Origin of the sequence: Aeromonas sp. FDAARGOS 1409, assembly GCF_019048705.1 — a bacterium.
Classification (GTDB): Bacteria; Pseudomonadota; Gammaproteobacteria; order Enterobacterales; family Aeromonadaceae; genus Aeromonas; species Aeromonas sanarellii.
The window spans coordinates 252,554-268,190 of sequence record NZ_CP077395.1; the positions used below are offsets into that span (position 1 = coordinate 252,554).

General features: G+C 64.7%; 10 protein-coding genes. 4 read left to right on the forward strand and 6 right to left on the reverse strand.

Translation table 11 applies throughout. From position 1 onward, the window contains the following. Nucleotides 1-75 precede the first annotated feature (75 nt). Both I6L39_RS01155 and I6L39_RS01160 read left to right on the forward strand, forming a co-directional pair. The gene (locus I6L39_RS01155; protein WP_216990800.1) at nucleotides 76-2,106 is read left to right on the forward strand and encodes a M13 family metallopeptidase; all 2,031 of its coding nucleotides are present in this window, start codon (nucleotides 76-78) and stop codon (nucleotides 2,104-2,106) included. Between the two features lie 113 nt (nucleotides 2,107-2,219). Further along, nucleotides 2,220-2,657 (forward strand): PliI family lysozyme inhibitor of I-type lysozyme, encoded by a 438-nt coding sequence (locus I6L39_RS01160; RefSeq protein WP_042074687.1) that lies wholly within the window; start codon nucleotides 2,220-2,222, stop codon nucleotides 2,655-2,657. Between the two features lie 60 nt (nucleotides 2,658-2,717). Here I6L39_RS01160 and yjeH read toward each other — a convergent pair whose 3' ends face one another. Both yjeH and I6L39_RS01170 read right to left on the reverse strand, forming a co-directional pair. Next, nucleotides 2,718-3,998, reverse strand: coding sequence for an L-methionine/branched-chain amino acid transporter (yjeH, locus tag I6L39_RS01165; protein ID WP_216990801.1), 1,281 nt, complete (start codon nucleotides 3,996-3,998; stop codon nucleotides 2,718-2,720). Between the two features lie 128 nt (nucleotides 3,999-4,126). Beyond that, entirely contained in the window at nucleotides 4,127-5,419 is a 1,293-nt protein-coding gene (locus I6L39_RS01170; RefSeq protein WP_042074690.1) for an HAAAP family serine/threonine permease, read from the reverse strand. A gap of 500 nt (nucleotides 5,420-5,919) precedes the next feature. On the opposite strand from I6L39_RS01170, the gene I6L39_RS01175 reads away from it, so the two are divergent. Both I6L39_RS01175 and I6L39_RS01180 read left to right on the forward strand, forming a co-directional pair. Further along, nucleotides 5,920-6,825 carry a LysR family transcriptional regulator gene (locus I6L39_RS01175; protein ID WP_216990802.1) on the forward strand — a complete coding sequence of 302 codons (906 nt, stop codon included), beginning with the start codon at nucleotides 5,920-5,922 and terminating at the stop codon, nucleotides 6,823-6,825. 106 nt (nucleotides 6,826-6,931) lie between these two features. Then, nucleotides 6,932-8,350 carry an MATE family efflux transporter gene (locus I6L39_RS01180; protein ID WP_216990803.1) on the forward strand — a complete coding sequence of 473 codons (1,419 nt, stop codon included), beginning with the start codon at nucleotides 6,932-6,934 and terminating at the stop codon, nucleotides 8,348-8,350. Between the two features lie 97 nt (nucleotides 8,351-8,447). On the opposite strand, the gene I6L39_RS01185 is transcribed toward I6L39_RS01180, so the two are convergent. The 4 genes from I6L39_RS01185 to accA form a co-directional block, all read right to left on the reverse strand. Beyond that, entirely contained in the window at nucleotides 8,448-10,580 is a 2,133-nt protein-coding gene (locus tag I6L39_RS01185) for a lysine decarboxylase CadA (protein WP_216990804.1), read from the reverse strand. Between the two features lie 76 nt (nucleotides 10,581-10,656). After that, on the reverse strand, nucleotides 10,657-11,991 hold the full coding sequence (cadB, locus tag I6L39_RS01190) for a cadaverine/lysine antiporter (RefSeq protein WP_216990805.1): 1,335 nt from the start codon (nucleotides 11,989-11,991) through the stop codon (nucleotides 10,657-10,659). 774 nt (nucleotides 11,992-12,765) lie between these two features. Beyond that, on the reverse strand, nucleotides 12,766-14,274 hold the full coding sequence (gene cadC / locus I6L39_RS01195; protein WP_216990806.1) for a lysine decarboxylation/transport transcriptional activator CadC: 1,509 nt from the start codon (nucleotides 14,272-14,274) through the stop codon (nucleotides 12,766-12,768). Between the two features lie 397 nt (nucleotides 14,275-14,671). After that, nucleotides 14,672-15,622: an acetyl-CoA carboxylase carboxyl transferase subunit alpha gene (gene accA, locus I6L39_RS01200; RefSeq protein WP_042074697.1), complete on the reverse strand. Its 951-nt coding sequence runs from the start codon at nucleotides 15,620-15,622 to the stop codon at nucleotides 14,672-14,674. Nucleotides 15,623-15,637 lie beyond the last annotated feature (15 nt).

Sequence of the window (15,637 nt, forward strand, 5' to 3'; positions counted from 1 at the left end):
CTAACCCGGCTGCTAGAGTGAGACGCTCCCTGCGTGGGCAAGGAAGCCACCTAACCCGAATTGGAATACAACATAATGAACAACAAGAAAAACCTGCTGGCCGCCCTCGTCGGGCTGGCCCTGCTGGCCGGTTGCAGTCAGGCACCGGACGGCTCAGACAAGCACTCCGGCCTTGCGCTGGCCAACATGGACACCAGCGTCAAACCCGGCGACGACTTCTTCCGCTACGTGAACGGCCACTGGCTCGCCACCGCCAAGATCCCGGACGACAGGCCCGCCGACGGCGCCTTCTACCTGCTGCGGGACAAGTCCCTGGCGGACGTGCGGGTGCTGGTGGAAGGGCTGGATGGCAAGGCCGCCGCCGGCACCCCGGCCCAGCAGATCCACGACCTTTACCAGAGCTATTTGGATCAGACGACCCGCAACGCCAAGGGCACCACGCCCCTGCTGCCGATGCTGAGCGAGATCGAGCAGATCCGGACCCCGAGTGATCTCGCCCGCGCCTTCGCCCAGAGCGGCCGCATCGGTGGCGGCGCCCCCTTCGGCTTCTGGATAGACGCGGACGCCAAGGCGCCGGACAGCTATGCGGTCTACCTCTACCAGGCCGGACTCAGCCTGCCGGACAGGGACTATTACCTCAAGACGGATGCCGCCAGCCAGGCGCTGCTGCACAAGTACGAGCAGCACATCGCCGCCATGCTGGCCCGTTTCGGCGAGACAGACGCTGCGCCTAAGGCCAAACGCATCCTGGCCCTCGAGACCCGGATCGCCCGGATCCAGTGGGACAACGTGGCCCTGCGGGACAGAGAGAAGAACTACAACAAGGGGCCGGTGAGCGAGCTGGGGCGCCTCGCCCCCGCCATCGACTGGGACGCCTATCTCGGCCAGGCCGGCCTCGCGGGCCAGAGCAGCCTCGTCATCGGCCAGCCCACCTACCTCTCGGCCCTGAACGAGCTGATGACGACGACCCCGGTCGGCGACTGGCAGGCCTACCTCAAGTGGCAGCTCATCACGGACTACGCCCCCTACCTCGACAGCCAGACCGATGCCCTGAACTTCGCCTTCTTCGGTACCGCCCTGAGCGGCACGCCCAAGCAGCGCGCCCCCTGGGAGCGGGCGCTCGGGGTGCTGGACAACAACCTGGGGGAGGCGGTGGGCAAGCTCTACGTGGAGCGCTACTTCCCGCCAGAGGCCAAGGCCCGCATGGAGCAGCTGGTGGAGAACCTGCGCACCGCCTACGGCCAGAGCATCCAGGAGCTGGACTGGATGTCGCCGGCCACCAAAGCCCAAGCCCTCGAGAAGCTCGCCAAGTTCAGGCCCAAGATAGGCTACCCGGACAAGTGGAAGGACTACGGCGCCATCGCCATCCGCCCCGATGATCTGGTGGGCAACCTGCAGCGGGCCCGCGCCTTCGAATACGCCGACAACCTGGCGCGCCTCGGCAAGCCGGTGGACAGGGACGAGTGGCACATGTCGTCCCAGACGGTGAACGCCTACTACAACCCGAGCAACAACGAGATCGTCTTCCCGGCTGCCATTTTGCAGCCCCCCTTCTTCGACATGACGGCGGATGACGCGGTCAACTACGGCGCCATCGGCGGGGTCATCGGCCACGAGATGGGCCACGGTTTTGATGATCAGGGGGCCAAATCCGACGGTGACGGCGTGATGCGCGACTGGTGGACGCCCCAGGATCTCAAGGAGTTTCGCTTTCGCACCAGCCGGCTGGTGGCCCAGTACAACCGCTTCGAGCCCATCAAGGGCCAGTATGTCAACGGCCAGTTCACCCTGGGGGAGAACATCGGCGATCTGGGCGGCCTCACCATAGCCCACAAGGCCTATCTGCTGTCCCTGGATGGCAAGGAGGCGCCGGTGCTGGACGGCTTCACCGGGGAGCAGCGCTTCTTCCTCGGCTGGGCCCAGGTGTGGAAGGGCATGTATCGCCCCGAGCTGATGCAGATGCTGCTCGCCTCGGATCCCCACTCCCCGCCCGAATACAGGGTCAACGGCGTGGTGCCGAACATCCCCGCCTTCTACGAGGCGTTCAAGATCCAGCCGGGTGACAAGCTCTATCTGGACCCGGCCAAACGGGTCAAGATATGGTGATCACAGGGCGCTCAGGGGTTGCCGACAGGCGGCCCCGGACCGCATTCCGATGTGGCGGGGGCCAGCCCCTGCCCGTCGACACAGCAAGACAAGCAGCAACAAGGGCCATCTCCATGAAAGCCTTATACCTTACTCTCGGTCTGCTCACCCTGCCCCTGGCCAGCCAGGCGGCAGACGGGTTCTTCCAGCAGCAGACCCTGCCGGCAGGCCAGGTCATCACCGTCAGCGAGGGGCGCGGCGAGCCCGCCTCCACCGGCAGCTACGACGTGCGCCTCTACTCGGGTGCCAACCCCCAGTTCCCGCTGGATCAGTTCATCGACGGCAAGGTGCTGCCGCGGGACGGCAGCGTCAAGGCGCTGAAACTGCTGGATCTCAACGGTGACAAGCAGCCCGAACTCATCGTCATCGTCGAGAGTGCCGGCAGCGGCAGCTACCTGAGCGCAGACGCCTTCACCATCCATCCCCAGGAGGGGCTGGAGAGCTTCAACCACGTGGAGGGGCTGGCCCCCGATGAAGATGTGATCCAGGCGCTCAAGGCCCCCCGCGACTGAACGCGCACCACAGCAAAGAGAACAAACCCCGCCATGCGGGGTTTGTTCTCTTTAGGGCCATCACTTGATGGCACAGGGCGAATCGCTCCCCGGGGTACGGCGGCGCCGGCGCCGCCACAGGGAGAAGACGCCGTAGCCTGCGCTCAGCAGCACCGCATAGAGCACCTGGGAGGAGAGCGCCACCAGCACGGCGAGGCAGAGCAGGGCGCTCACCCCCGCCAGCCCCTTGCCCAGGCCGCCGAGCAGGCGCCAGCCCGCCGCCATGCAGAGCAGGTAGACCAGCACGAAGTTGCCGTTGGCGTAGCGAATGAGGGCGTCGAGCGGCAGCCTGAGCCAGAGGATCAGGGTGATGGAGACGAGGCAGATGGCGAGCACCCAGCACAGGGCATTGAGGGGGGCGCCGCGGGCCGAGAGCCGGGAGAGGGAGGCGGGCAGCTTGCCCTCCCGCGCCATGCTCCAGATCAGCCGCGCGAAGCCCTGCAGGTAGATGTTGATGCTGGCGAAGCAGGAGAGGTAGCCGAGCACCGCCACCAGCCACTTGGCGGTGGGACCGAACAGCAGCGAGAGCAGGGCCGGGATGGCGGTGGCGTTGGTCGCCTCGTCCCCGTAGAGGCCGTACTTCAGCACCACCAGGGAGTGGATCCAGTAGATGAGCCCGGCCAGCAGCACGCCGCCGAGCAGGGCGAGCGGGTAGTCCCGCTGCGGGCGCTTGAACTCCTCCCCCATGTGGGCGAAGGCCTCGAGCCCGACGAAACACCAGAACATCACCGCCAGCGCCGAGCCCATGGCGGGCCATTCGCTCGCCGCCGGCAACGGCTGGGCCGCGTCGCGCCAGCCGAGCTCCCCCTTGAACCAGATGAGCAGGGTCAGCCCCAGGATCGCCAGGGCGATCAACAGTTGCAGGTTGCCGGAGGAGCGCGCCCCGCGCAGGCCGAGCAAAAAGACCCCGAGCAGGGTCAGCAGCTGGATGGCCCACAGGGTCCACTCCCCCAGATCGAACAAGGCGTGCCAGAAACCGGCGGCTATGGTGAGGGCGGCGGGCAGCCCCACCGGCAGCACCGCCAGAAACAGGAAGGCGGAGAAGCGCTCGGCGCCGTTGCCAAAGGCGAGCCCGATGAGGTGGGGCGCCCCGCCGGCGTGGGGATAGCGGCGCCCGAGCCGCGCGAAGGTGAAGGCGATGGGCAGCACCAGCGCGATGAGCAGCAGCCAGGCCCAGAGCGACGCCCCGCCCGCCAGCGAGGCAGCCGTCGCCGGTACCACGAAGATCCCGGTACCGAGCAACGAGGTGGCGAGCAGCCCCATCCCCTGCCAGAGCCCGAGCTCCTTTTTCAACCCAGACATATCCTTTTGTCCTGTCTAGAAAAACATCCCGCCATGTTAGGCCGCTGCCGCGGCTTTGTTAAGCTTTCGCGCATATAAAAAGGCCGCCTCAATCGAGGCGGCCTTTTCACCGAGACTGACCGGAGTCGTCAGGCAATCAGCTTGTAGATGATGCCGGACATGGCGATGAGGCCGATCAGGGTCACGAAGCCGTTGCTCAGGTTGCCGGCGTATTTGCGCATGGCGGGCACCTTGGCGATGGCGTACATCGGCATCAGGAACAGCAGCATCGCGATGATGGGGCCGCCCAGGTCTTCGATCATGCCGAGGATGCTCGGGTTGATGGTGGCGATGGCCCAGGTGGTCAGGATCATGAAGATCGCGGTCACCTTGTTCAGCTGCTTGACGTCGACGTTCTTGCCCTTCTCGCGCAGGGACTTGGCCATCAGGCCGTTCATGCCCTCTTGCGCCCCCAGGTAGTGACCCAGGAAGGACTTGCTGATGGCGACCATGGCGATGAGCGGTGCCACGGTGGCGATCACCGGGTTGTCGAAGTGGTTCGCCAGGTAGGAGAGGATGGAGATGTTCTGCTCCTTGGCCGCCGCCAGGTCAGCCGGGGAGAGGCTCAGCACGCAGCTGAACACGAAGAACATCACTGTCATCACCATCATGACGTGGGCGCCCAGCAGGATGTTGCTGCACTTCTTCTCGGCGTTGGCGCCGTAGCGGCCTTTGTTGTCCACCGCGAAGGAGGAGATGATCGGGGAGTGGTTGAAGGAGAACACCATCACCGGAATGGCCAGCCACAGGGTCTTGATGAAGTCACCGTTGAAGGCGTCGGACAGCGCCGGGGCTTCGGTGATGATGGCGCCGTTCCAGTGCGGGATCAGGTAGACCGCCAGGCCCATCAGGGTGATCACGAAGGGGAAGACCAGCACGCTCATCGCCTTGACGATGACCTGGCCGCCGAGGCGAACGATCGCCATCAGACCCAGGATCAGCACCAGGGAGAGGATGGCGCGGGGGGGCGCAGTCATGCCCAGCTGGTGCACCATCAGGCTCTCGACCGTGTTGGTGATGGCCACGGAGTACATCAGCAGGATGGGGTAGATGGCGAAGAAGTAGAGCAGGGTGATGAACTTGCCCGCGGTCTTGCCGAAGTGCTCTTCCACTACCTCGGTGATGTCGCCGTCACGGGTGGCGCCGGACAGCACGAAGCGGGTCAGGCCACGGTGGGCGAAGAAGGTCAGCGGCAGGGCCAGGATCAGCATGGCCACCAGCGGCCACAGACCACCGACGCCTGCGTTGATCGGCAGAAAGAGGACACCGGCACCGATGGCGGTACCGTACAGACCCAGCATCCAGACCACGTCGGCCTTGTTGATGCCACGGGAGGAGGCGTTGCTTAAGCTGCCTTCAACTGCAATGTTCATGTCAGACATAGGGGTAATCCTGTCATCAAGGAAAGTGGAATCTCGTTGCTTATTTGGCCACCTGGCCGGTTCCGCATCCCTGGAACTGCTGCTGTTCATCCCTGCTCTTGTGTTCTCACGCCAGGGCAACCGGGCCATCACGTCCCGCGACAACCGAATTGCAACATACTGCGGCATGAAATCCTGAACCTGATGGCGGCGCCCTCTGCCGTTAACAAACTGACAACGACCGCCTCATCCGATGCGCTGACTCTAATTAAATGACCCAATTAATCACAGTGTTTTTTTGAATTAATCAACCAAAGTTTGACTCTGGTCGCCTTTCGATCGTGTCAGCTCACATTTTTAGCGCCAGATTGTTAGTATTTTTTAACAATTCAAATTTGTTTCAATAGATTCCAATACTTACCGCGATCACAAGTTCGCTACAAGGCCCGGCTCCGGGGTCGATTGTCTGGGTCGGCGCCTTGGCGTACCCTTGTGACTCGCCCTCTTCCCGCCGAGCCATGATGACCATCACCCGCACCGATCTCGCCGAACTGGCGGTGTTTGCCGCCGTCGCCCGCCACCAGAGTTTCAGCAAGGCCGCCCTCGAGCTCGGGGTCTCGGCCTCGGCGCTCAGCCACAGCCTGAAGGGGCTGGAGAACCGGCTCGGGATCCGGCTGCTCAACCGCAGCACCCGGGCCGTGGTGGCCACCGATGCGGGCCAGCGGCTGCTGGCCCAGGTGCTGCCCACCCTGACCCAGCTGGAGGGGGCGCTGGAGGAGCTGACCCGCCACGGCGACGAACCGGTCGGCCGCCTCAAGATCTGCGGACCCAGGGCCGCCATCCAGGAGCTGCTGACCCCGGTACTGATCGACTATCTGGTGCGCTACCCGCGCATGCAGGTGGAGGTGGTGGAGCTGGAGCTGATGCCGCGCCTCATCGAGGATGGATTCGACGCCGCCCTCTTCTACGGGGATCTGCTGCCCAAGGAGATGATCGCCGTGCCCCTCGGCGCCCAGCAGCGCTACCTGGTGGTGGGCGCCCCCGCCTATCTGGCGGCCAGGGGCATCCCCCGGCACCCGAGCGAGCTGAGCCAGCACGACTGCATCGGCTATCGCCTCACTCCCCATCACCACTATCGCTGGGCCTTCGCCGCCGACGACAAGCTGCTGGAGATAGAGGTGAGCGGCCCGCTCACCACCAGCACCCCGGCGCTCTACCTGGGGGCGGCCGAGGCGGGGCTGGGGCTGGCCTACTGCCAGGAGGAGGAGGTGAGGGAGGCGCTGGCCGCGGGGCGGCTGGTGAGCGTGCTGGACGACTGGAGCCCCAGCTTCGCCGGCTTCAACCTCTTCTATCCCGGCCGCCACCAGCTGGGCAGCGGCCTGCGCGCCCTGATCGACATGCTGAAGGCCCACCATCGGACGGGCTAATTACTGAAAAATACTCAGCAATCCATCAAGGAAAAGCCTTATTATCGGTAAAAATAGAATAATTTAGACTGTCTGTCCGAGCATCGAACTCCCCGAGAGAACAGACATGTCCGCCTACTTCCATCTGCGCCAGCGGGCCATGACCCGCCGCTTCTGGGGCTATGCCCTCCCCTCCGTCCTCGCCATGCTGGTCTCCGGCGCCTACTACCTGGTGGACGGCATCTTCGTCGGCCACTACGTGGGGGCCGCGGGCCTCGCCGGCATCAACCTGGTCTACCCGGTCATCATGGTGCTGATAGGCCTGGCCGCCATGATCGCCATGGGGGCGGCCACCCTCATCTCCTTCCAGCAGGGCGCCAGAAACACGGCGCTCGCCCGTCAGGGGCTGGTCAACGGACTCTGGCTGCTGGGGCTGCTGGGGGCCCTGGCCCCGCTGCTGCTGCACCGCTGGCACATCGACATCCTGCTGGCCCTCGGCCTTGAGCAGGGCAGCGACACCTGGCAGCAGGCCAGCGACTATCTCGGCTGGATCGGCGGCGGTACCCTGCTGCTGGCGGGCAACCTCGCCGTGCCCTATCTGCTGCGCAACGACGGCCGCCCCCGCCTCGCCATGGTGCTGGTGAGCGGCGGCGCCCTGCTCAACATCCTGCTCAACTACATCATGGTCGGCCGGCTCGGGCTCGGCCTGACGGGCACGGCCCAGGCGACCCTGATGGCCGAGGGGATGGTCTGCCTGCTGGGCCTGGGCTACTTCTTCACCCCTTATGCCCGCCTGCGCCTCTCCTGGCGCCAGCTGCGCCCCAGCTTCCCGGCCATGCCGAACCTGCTGTTCACCGGGCTGCCGAGCCTCATCGCCCAGTTCAATCTGGGGCTCTTGCTGATGCTGCACAACAGCCAGCTGATGGTGCACGGCTCGGTCAAGGATCTGGCGGGTTTCACCGTGGCCGGCTACACAGAGGCGGTGTTCATCGTGGTGCTGCAGGGGTTGGCGTTTGGCATCCAGCCCCTGGTCAGCCAGGCGGCGGGCGCCCGTCGCCACCGCGATCTGAAATTCCTGATGGAGATGGGGCTCAGGATCACGCTCCTCTACGGTCTGGCGGTCTGGCTGCTGATCCAGCTGCTGCCGCAACCGGTCGCCATGCTCTACACCGGCAGCCAGGATGTCGAGCTGCTGGCCGCGGCCATGCGCAGCCTGACCCTCAACCTCGCCGCCATCCCGCTGGAGGGGATCGTCATGTTCGGCATAGTGCTGCTGCAAGCCATGGCCCGCACCCGCCAGGCGCTGCTGATCTCGGTCGCCAAGACGGTGCTGCTGCTGCCGCTCATCTTCCTGCTGCCGCTGCAATGGGGCCGGGACGGGGTGCTGCTGGCCCAGCCCACCACGGTGCTGCTGCTGACTCTGCCCCTGTGCTGGCTGCTGTGGCGGGAGTGGCATCGCCTCAGGCTGGCTTGCGCCCCCCTGAGCCGGCGTCGCCGGTCGCAGCCCGCCCGCCGGGAGGGTACCCTGGCGCGCCACACGAGCTAGCGTCGCGAGCGCCCTCGCCGGGTGATCCGTCCCTGATGGCAGATGGCTGGAATCCAATAGAAAAACGGGCCTCGCGGCCCGTTGTTGTCACTCTCGCTTAACGCAGCACCTTGACGGTGTAACTGCCGTCGGCCTGACGATAGAGGCCGTGGATGTCGGTCTCGAAGCCCGGGTAGTGGGCCCCGATCTCGCACAGCATCTCGAGGAACTCGAGCACCGGCAGGGAGTCCTGGGTCACCATCTCCCCCGGCAGCACCAACGGTACTCCCGGCGGGTAGGGCAGTATCATGTTGGCGCTGATGCGGTCCACCATGTCGCGCAGCGGCACTTCCACCACCTTGCCGGCCAGCTCCTGCTGCCATGCGGCGTGCGGGGTCATCTTCATCTCCGGCAGCACGTCGAACGCCTTGAACATCAGCTCCGGCAGACGGTATTTGCTGGTCAGCTCGTGAATGCGCTGGGCCAGCTCCTGAATGCGCATCCCTTCGTAGAAGCTCGGGTCTTCGCGATAGAGGCTCGGCAGTATGCTCTTGATGGTCAGGTTCAGGTCGTAACCGCGCTTGAACTCGGTCAGGGCGCGCAGCAGCTGCATCGCCTTGGACTGATCGATACCGATGGAGAACAGGAACAGCAGGTTGTAGGGGCCTGTCTTCTCCACCACGATGCCGCGCTCGTCCAGGAACTTGGAGACCAGTGAAGCAGGAATGCCCTTCTCCAGCAGCTGGCCGTCACGACCCATACCCGGGGTCAGCAGGGTGACCTTGATGGGATCCAGGTACATGTGGTTGTCGTCGATGTCCTTGAAGCCGTGCCAGTCATCTTTCGGATCCAGCTTCCAGCACTCGACGGTGTCGATGTTGTCCGGCTGCCATACGTCGAAGAACCAGCCTTCGCTCTGCTCGCGCAGACGCTTGATCTCTTTGCGGAAGGAGATGGCGCGATCGATGGAGTCCTTGATCAGCCGCTTGCCGGTGTTGCCACGCATCATGGCGGCGGAGATCTCGGTGGACGCCACTATGCCGTACTGCGGCGAGGTAGAGGTGTGCATCATGAAGGCTTCGTTGAAGGTCTCTTCCTCCACGTCACCCTTGATGTGGATCATCGAGGCCTGGGAGAAGGCCGCCAGCAGCTTGTGGGTGGACTGGGTTTCGTAGAACACCTTGCCCGGCATCGCTTCGCCGCTCATGCCGCACTTGCCTTCGTAGATCGGGCTGAAGTTGGTGTAGGGCACCCAGGCACTGTCGAAGTGGATGTAGGGGGTGTCCAGCGCCTCCTTGATGAAGCCGGTGTTGTAGAGCAGGCCGTCATAGGTGGAGTTGGTGATCACGGCGTAGCGCGGCGCCTGGGCACCCGGGGTGGCGGCGACCTTGGCTTTGATCGTCTCGCGGCTGAATTCGCTCTGCGGGATGCCGCCCAGAATGCCGTAGGCGTTGCGGGTCGGACGGAAGTAGAGCGGGGTCACGTCGTTCATCATCATCAGGTGAGTGAGCGACTTGTGGCAGTTGCGATCCACCAGCACAGTGCTGCCGGCCGGCGCCGAGTACATGCCGACGATCTTGTTGGCGGTGGAGGTGCCGTTGGTGACGATGTAGGAGCGATCGGCGTTGAAGGTACGGGCGATGTACTCCTCGGCTTCCTTGTGCGGGCCCGAGTGGTCCAGCAGGGAGCCCAGCTCCGGCATGGAGATGGAGACGTCGGCCTTGAAGGCGTTCGGGCCGTAGAAGTCATAGAAGAGGCTGCCGGCCGGGCTCATCTGGAAGGCAGTACCGCCCATGTGGCCGGGGGTACAGAAGGTGTACTTGCCCTCTTCCACGTACTTGAACAGCGCCTTGGTGAACGGCGGCAGGATGGCGTCCTGGTACTCCTGGGTGGCCTGACCCATCTTGAGGGTGATGTCGTCGGCCATGCCGAGACGGTACTCGAAGAAGTGCACGTTCAGACGCAGGTCGGTCAGGTGAATGTCCAGGGTGGACTGGTCGTTGGCGAAGGCGAAGATCGGCAGCTTCTCGTTGCGATCGTGGATCTCCTTGCACAGGCCCAGGGAGTATTTGTCCCAGTCGAAGATGGCGCCGCAGACGCGGGGGTTCTTCTCGATGAGTTTCAGCAGATCGGCCACGTCGACCGGGTAGACGACCTCGAAGCCCTTGCGCTCGAGGGAGGCTTGCAGCTGGCGAATCGGTTCTTCTTTGAAGAAAACGCCCAGGTGGTTGAGGATGGCAATGATGTTCATCTTGATGCTCCACACATAAGGGGGCGCTCTCCATCGGGGATGGGGAGTGGAGAGCGCAGGAATGGAAAAGGGAGGATTAGTGGCTGGTCTGTTCACTCAGCAGGGAGTCGTGCTGACGCAGACCCTGTTTCTTGGCGTAGAACATCAGGATGATGAGCGACACCACGAAGGTGGCCGTGAGGTTGGAGCCCTTGGCCCCCATCAGCGCCACCAGGCAGAACACGCAGGCCACGCCGGAGAAGATCATGACGCCCATGCTGCGGGAGGTCATGCCCTCGAAGCGAATGAGGTTAATGCTGGAGTAGAAGTAGGGCAGCATGGTCAGCAGCACCGCATCCGTGGTCAGCACGTTGAACAAGTCGGCGGCGTGGGCGGACTGGGAGGTGAAGGCGGTCAGGCCGATCATCAGCGCGGTCATCTTGAGGGAGCCGAGTATCAGCCCCTTCTTGGCGACGCCGTTCTCGTCCACTTCGCCGTAGATTTTCGGGAAGTTGCCGTCCTGGGCGGCGCGCTTGCCCGCCTCCCCCACCAGCATCATCCAGGAGCCCAGGGAGGTGAAGCAGGCCAGGGTGGTGAAGGCGGAGACGAAGGGGGCGGACCAGTCGCCGAAGATGGCGGACGACGCCATGGCGAAGGGCGCGCCTGAGGCAGCCACTTCACCTGCCGGGAACATGCCGCCGATCACCTGGGTGGAGAGGATGTAGATGACGCCGGCGATGGCGGTACCCAGCATGGTGGCGAGCGGTACGGTGCGCTTGGGGTTCTTCACCATGCCGGAGGAGACGGCGGCAGATTCAACACCGACGAAGGACCAGAGGCAGATCAGCACGGCGCTGATGACCGCATGCAGATCGCTGCCGCTGGTGGTGTTCCAGTTCTGGCTGTAGACGGCGGCATCAAAATGGCCCCACCCCATCACGGCAGTACCCACGACCGGCAGCAGGATCAGCACCAGTCCCAGAGTACAGAGCCGGCTCACCCAGCTGCCGCCCAGCAGGTTGACGAAGGTGAAGATCCAGACCGCCGCTATGGTGGCCAGGGCCGCCGGAATGGGGTCGTTGAGGATGGGGAAGAAGACCGAGAGGTAGGAGACGCCGGTGATGGCGATGGCCAGGTTGCCTATCCAGTTCGCGTGGTAGTAGAGCACGCCGGTCTGGAAGCCGAACACGGGGGAGATCTCGCCGGCGTAGGCGATGGGGCCGCCCTCCTGCGGGTTCTTGGTGGCGAGGCGGGCGAACACGAAGGCCAGCCCCATGGCGCCCACCAGGCAGATGGCCCAGCTGAACAGGGAGATGGAGCCGATGGTGGCCAGGGCCGAGGGCAGCAGCGCGATGCCGCTCCCCATCATGTTGCCGGCCACCACACCTGTACAGGCGATGAGGCCGATCTTCTTGCTCGAATCTAGGGGCATAAGCTCTCCGGGTCGATAAAGGGGCGAGTCGTGACAATGGCGGACAGGCCGCCAGCGAATGGCCACAGACTAGGCCCCCGCGCCCCGGAAAACATAAAGACCCGCTCAGGGATAAAATCATGAGGGAAATTTCTTTCCCCTCCAGGAGATTGACTTAAAACCTTTTTAAAAACAGCACGTTGACGACATGCAGCCCGGCCGCCTTGATAAAACCCTGATATCCCCACCCCACCCCTATGGCGCCCTGATACGCCTTGCCAGAGCCCCTGAACATCCCTTGATATCTTTTCGGCCCCTCTCTGCCCGGATCCACCTCCCCTTGTCCCCAACCTGCCTCGCTCGGGCCCCAGTCTCCGGCCTTGACCCGCGCACCGAGGCAAAACCGGTGAGTCGGCGGGACTGGCAAAAGCGGGGGGACATGGCGGTCGGGAAGGTTGGAGGGATTGAGCGGATCTGGAAGAGAAGGAGGGAAGATGCCTTTGGTGGGAGCGAGTCGGCAGGGAGAAGCCGGATGTCGCCGGGGCTGCCCGCAGGCAGCCCAGCGTTCGGCAAGACGCTGGCGTTGGCCCCAGCTAGAACAGCTTCACCTTGCTCTGGCCCAGGCTGTTGAACAGCGCCGGCGCCAGGGCCTCCATATTGCTGTAGAAGCCGAGGCGCTGGCGTTGGCCCCCAGCTAGAACAGCTTCACCTTGCTCTGGCCCAGGCTGTTGAACAGCGCCGGCGCCAGGGCCTCCATCCTGTCGTAGAAACCGAGGCGCTGGCGTTGGCCCCCAACTAGAACAGCTTCACCTTGCTCTGACCCAGGTTGTTGAACAGCGCCGGCGCCAGGGCCTCCATATTGCTGTAGAAGCCGAGGCGCTGGCACAGCAGATAGGTCTGCTCGGTCGCCTCCATCAGGAAGGCCTGGCTGTAGGCGTCTCCCGCCGCCTCGGGGCGGCCGTCCAGCTCCGCCAGCTTGCCGCGCAAGATGTGATAGAGCACGGTGCGCCCCCGCTCGGCGGCCCGGGCCAGCTGACGCTGTGCCTCCTGCGGCTGGCCGTTCAGTATGGCCTGCAGGGCCAGGGCCTCCCATACCCGGGCCGGCAAGCCGGCCTGCTCCCCCGCGATCCGGGCCAGATGGGTGCCGATCGCCTGCACCCGCTCGCTCTGGGGCTTCCCGGCCAGGGTGGCCAGCGCCTCCCCCGCCAGGTAGCGCTCCGCCAGCAGCAGCGGCTGATCCGGCTGGGCCGCCAGCGACCCGTCGAGCAGCTCGACGCCGCGCCCGAGGGCCACCTGATCCTGCTTGTTGGTGTAGTAGTGGGCCTCCATCAGCGCCATCAGCGCCCCGTCATCCGTGGGCCAGCCCACCCCGGGCGTGACGTCCGGCCGCTCCAGCACCCGCAGCAGATCCAGGCTGCTGGCCTGCAGCACCTCGTGCACGTTGTGGCGGCTGAGCCGGTACTGGTGGCTGAACAGCACCCGGCTGGTGTTGATGTTGCGGTATTCCAGATCCAGGTAGGTGCCCCCCGGCTGGCGGGAGACCCGCACGCTCAGCTCCTTGCCTGGCCGTATCCCCCCCACCAGGGTATTGGCGCCGTACTGCACCCGCAGCGGCGTGGCGGCGGCCACCTCCCCCATCAGGGCGCGGGTGATGCCGTCGGCGAGGCGCACGTTCTCGTTGCTGCCGTCCATGCCGGTGTGGAAGCGAAACACCAGCAGCTCGGGATCCAGCATGCCGTGCACGCTGGGGCTGGTGTGCTGGTAGCCGAGCAGGCTGACCAGGGTCACCAGCAGCAGGGCCACGAAGATGTCGAACCCGATCATCCGCCGGCGGCTGTGCCCGTCTCTGGCCCGTGTCGAGATGGCGCGGGTCAGGGGGCCCGCCGGGAAGGGGGCCGCACCGGGGGCCAGAGCGTCTGCCTCCACCGGCGGTTCGGCCTCGGGGGCCTCCGCCTCGGGCGCGGACTGCACCGACTCCGCCTGCAACGGGCGCACCGGCGCCACCAGCTTGTAGCCGCGCTTGGGGACGGTGGCGATGTAGTCGGCCGCATCGGGACGGCCATCTTTCAGGATCTTGCGCAGCTCGAAGATGGACTGGGTGACCACCTGATCGGTCACCTCGGCGCCGTCCCACACCTCGTCGATCAGGGTGTCGCGACAGAATACGGTGCCGGCGTGGCTCGCCAGGAAGTGCAGCAGGTTGACCAGCCTGGGCTCGAGGTAGACCTCGCGCTCGGGGCGACACAGCATGTTGTCGTCGACCCTCAGGGTCCAGTCATGGATCTCAAAAACCGATTCGCTCATGTTTCACTCACTGCAGATGAAGACGGTGACGATGAGAGTGACGGGCAGGAGCCGAGGACGCAGAGACACGGGGAAGCGATACAGCCGGGGTGATGATGCGTTCTGCGAGTCAGCCTGGCGGGGCCAGCCTGGCGGGGCCAGCCTGGCGGGGCCAGCCTGCCGACGTCTGGGGCGCATCCTTGCGGGCATTTCGCTCCGGGGAGCGAAAGGAGGGCACTGTAAGCAAAACGGGAGCCGGATCCCACTTTTTTCGCCGATTAATCGCTGTGGCCTTGATCCCGCAGGGGTTTTTGGTGGGCTCACCGCCGAAGCGGTAGTCCTATGAGCCTGGCTTGCCGGCAACAAAAAGGCCCCCGACGGAGCGGGGGCCTCTTGGTCTCGTGCGGGAAGAAACGGCTTAGCAGTAGCCGTAACCCAGCAGACGCTGGTAGCGCTGCTCCAGCAGCTGCTCGCTGTCCAGCGGGCGCAGGGCGTCGAGATCCTGCTTGATGCGGGTCTTGAGGTTCTTCGCCATCTTCTCCAGATCCCGGTGAGCGCCGCCGAGGGGCTCTTCCACGATGGAATCGATGAGCTTCAGCTCCTTCAGGCGCTGGGCGGTGATACCCATGGCGTCCGCGGCCACCGGCGCCTTGTCGGCGCTCTTCCACAGGATGGAGGCGCAGCCTTCCGGCGAGATGACGGAGTAGGTGGAGTACTGCAGCATGTTGACGCGGTCGCCCACACCGATGGCCAGGGCGCCGCCGGAGCCGCCTTCACCGATCACGGTGCAGACCACGGGCACGGTCAGGCCGGCCATGACTTTCAGGTTGCGGGCGATGGCCTCGGACTGGCCACGCTCCTCGGCCCCCACACCCGGATAGGCGCCCGGGGTGTCGATGAAGGTGATGATCGGCATCTTGAAGCGCTCGGCCATCTCCATCAGGCGCAGGGCCTTGCGGTACCCTTCCGGGCGCGGCATGCCGAAGTTGCGCTTGATCTTCTCCTTGGTCTCGCGACCCTTCTGGTGGCCGATGATCATCACCGGCTCGCCGTCGAGGCGGGCGATGCCGCCGACGATGGCCTTGTCATCCGCATAGGCGCGATCGCCGGCCAGCTCGTCGAAGTCGGTGAAGATGTGCTCGATGTAGTCGAGGGTGTAGGGGCGCTGGGGATGACGCGCCATCTGGGACACCTGCCAGGCCCCCAGATCGCCGAAGATCTTCTTGGTCAGCTCTTCGTTTTTCTTCTCCAGCCGACGGATATCCTCGCTGAGATCCACGGCACTGTTGTGCTCGCTCACATGGCGAAGTTCATCGATCTGTGCCTGCAATTCGGCGATCGGCTGTTCAAAATCCAGAAAAAGACTCATAGGGACAATAGATCC

Coding starts and splice junctions, on each gene's coding strand:
- yjeH (WP_216990801.1), bottom strand. CDS start 3,998: ATGTCTGGGTTGAAAAAGGAGCTCGGGCTCTGGCAGGGGATGGGGCTG.
- accA (WP_042074697.1), bottom strand. CDS start 15,622: ATGAGTCTTTTTCTGGATTTTGAACAGCCGATCGCCGAATTGCAGGCA.
- I6L39_RS01155 (WP_216990800.1), top strand. CDS start 76: ATGAACAACAAGAAAAACCTGCTGGCCGCCCTCGTCGGGCTGGCCCTG.
- I6L39_RS01170 (WP_042074690.1), bottom strand. CDS start 5,419: ATGTCTGACATGAACATTGCAGTTGAAGGCAGCTTAAGCAACGCCTCC.
- I6L39_RS01160 (WP_042074687.1), top strand. CDS start 2,220: ATGAAAGCCTTATACCTTACTCTCGGTCTGCTCACCCTGCCCCTGGCC.
- I6L39_RS01180 (WP_216990803.1), top strand. CDS start 6,932: ATGTCCGCCTACTTCCATCTGCGCCAGCGGGCCATGACCCGCCGCTTC.
- I6L39_RS01185 (WP_216990804.1), bottom strand. CDS start 10,580: ATGAACATCATTGCCATCCTCAACCACCTGGGCGTTTTCTTCAAAGAA.
- I6L39_RS01175 (WP_216990802.1), top strand. CDS start 5,920: ATGACCATCACCCGCACCGATCTCGCCGAACTGGCGGTGTTTGCCGCC.
- cadB (WP_216990805.1), bottom strand. CDS start 11,991: ATGCCCCTAGATTCGAGCAAGAAGATCGGCCTCATCGCCTGTACAGGT.
- cadC (WP_216990806.1), bottom strand. CDS start 14,274: ATGAGCGAATCGGTTTTTGAGATCCATGACTGGACCCTGAGGGTCGAC.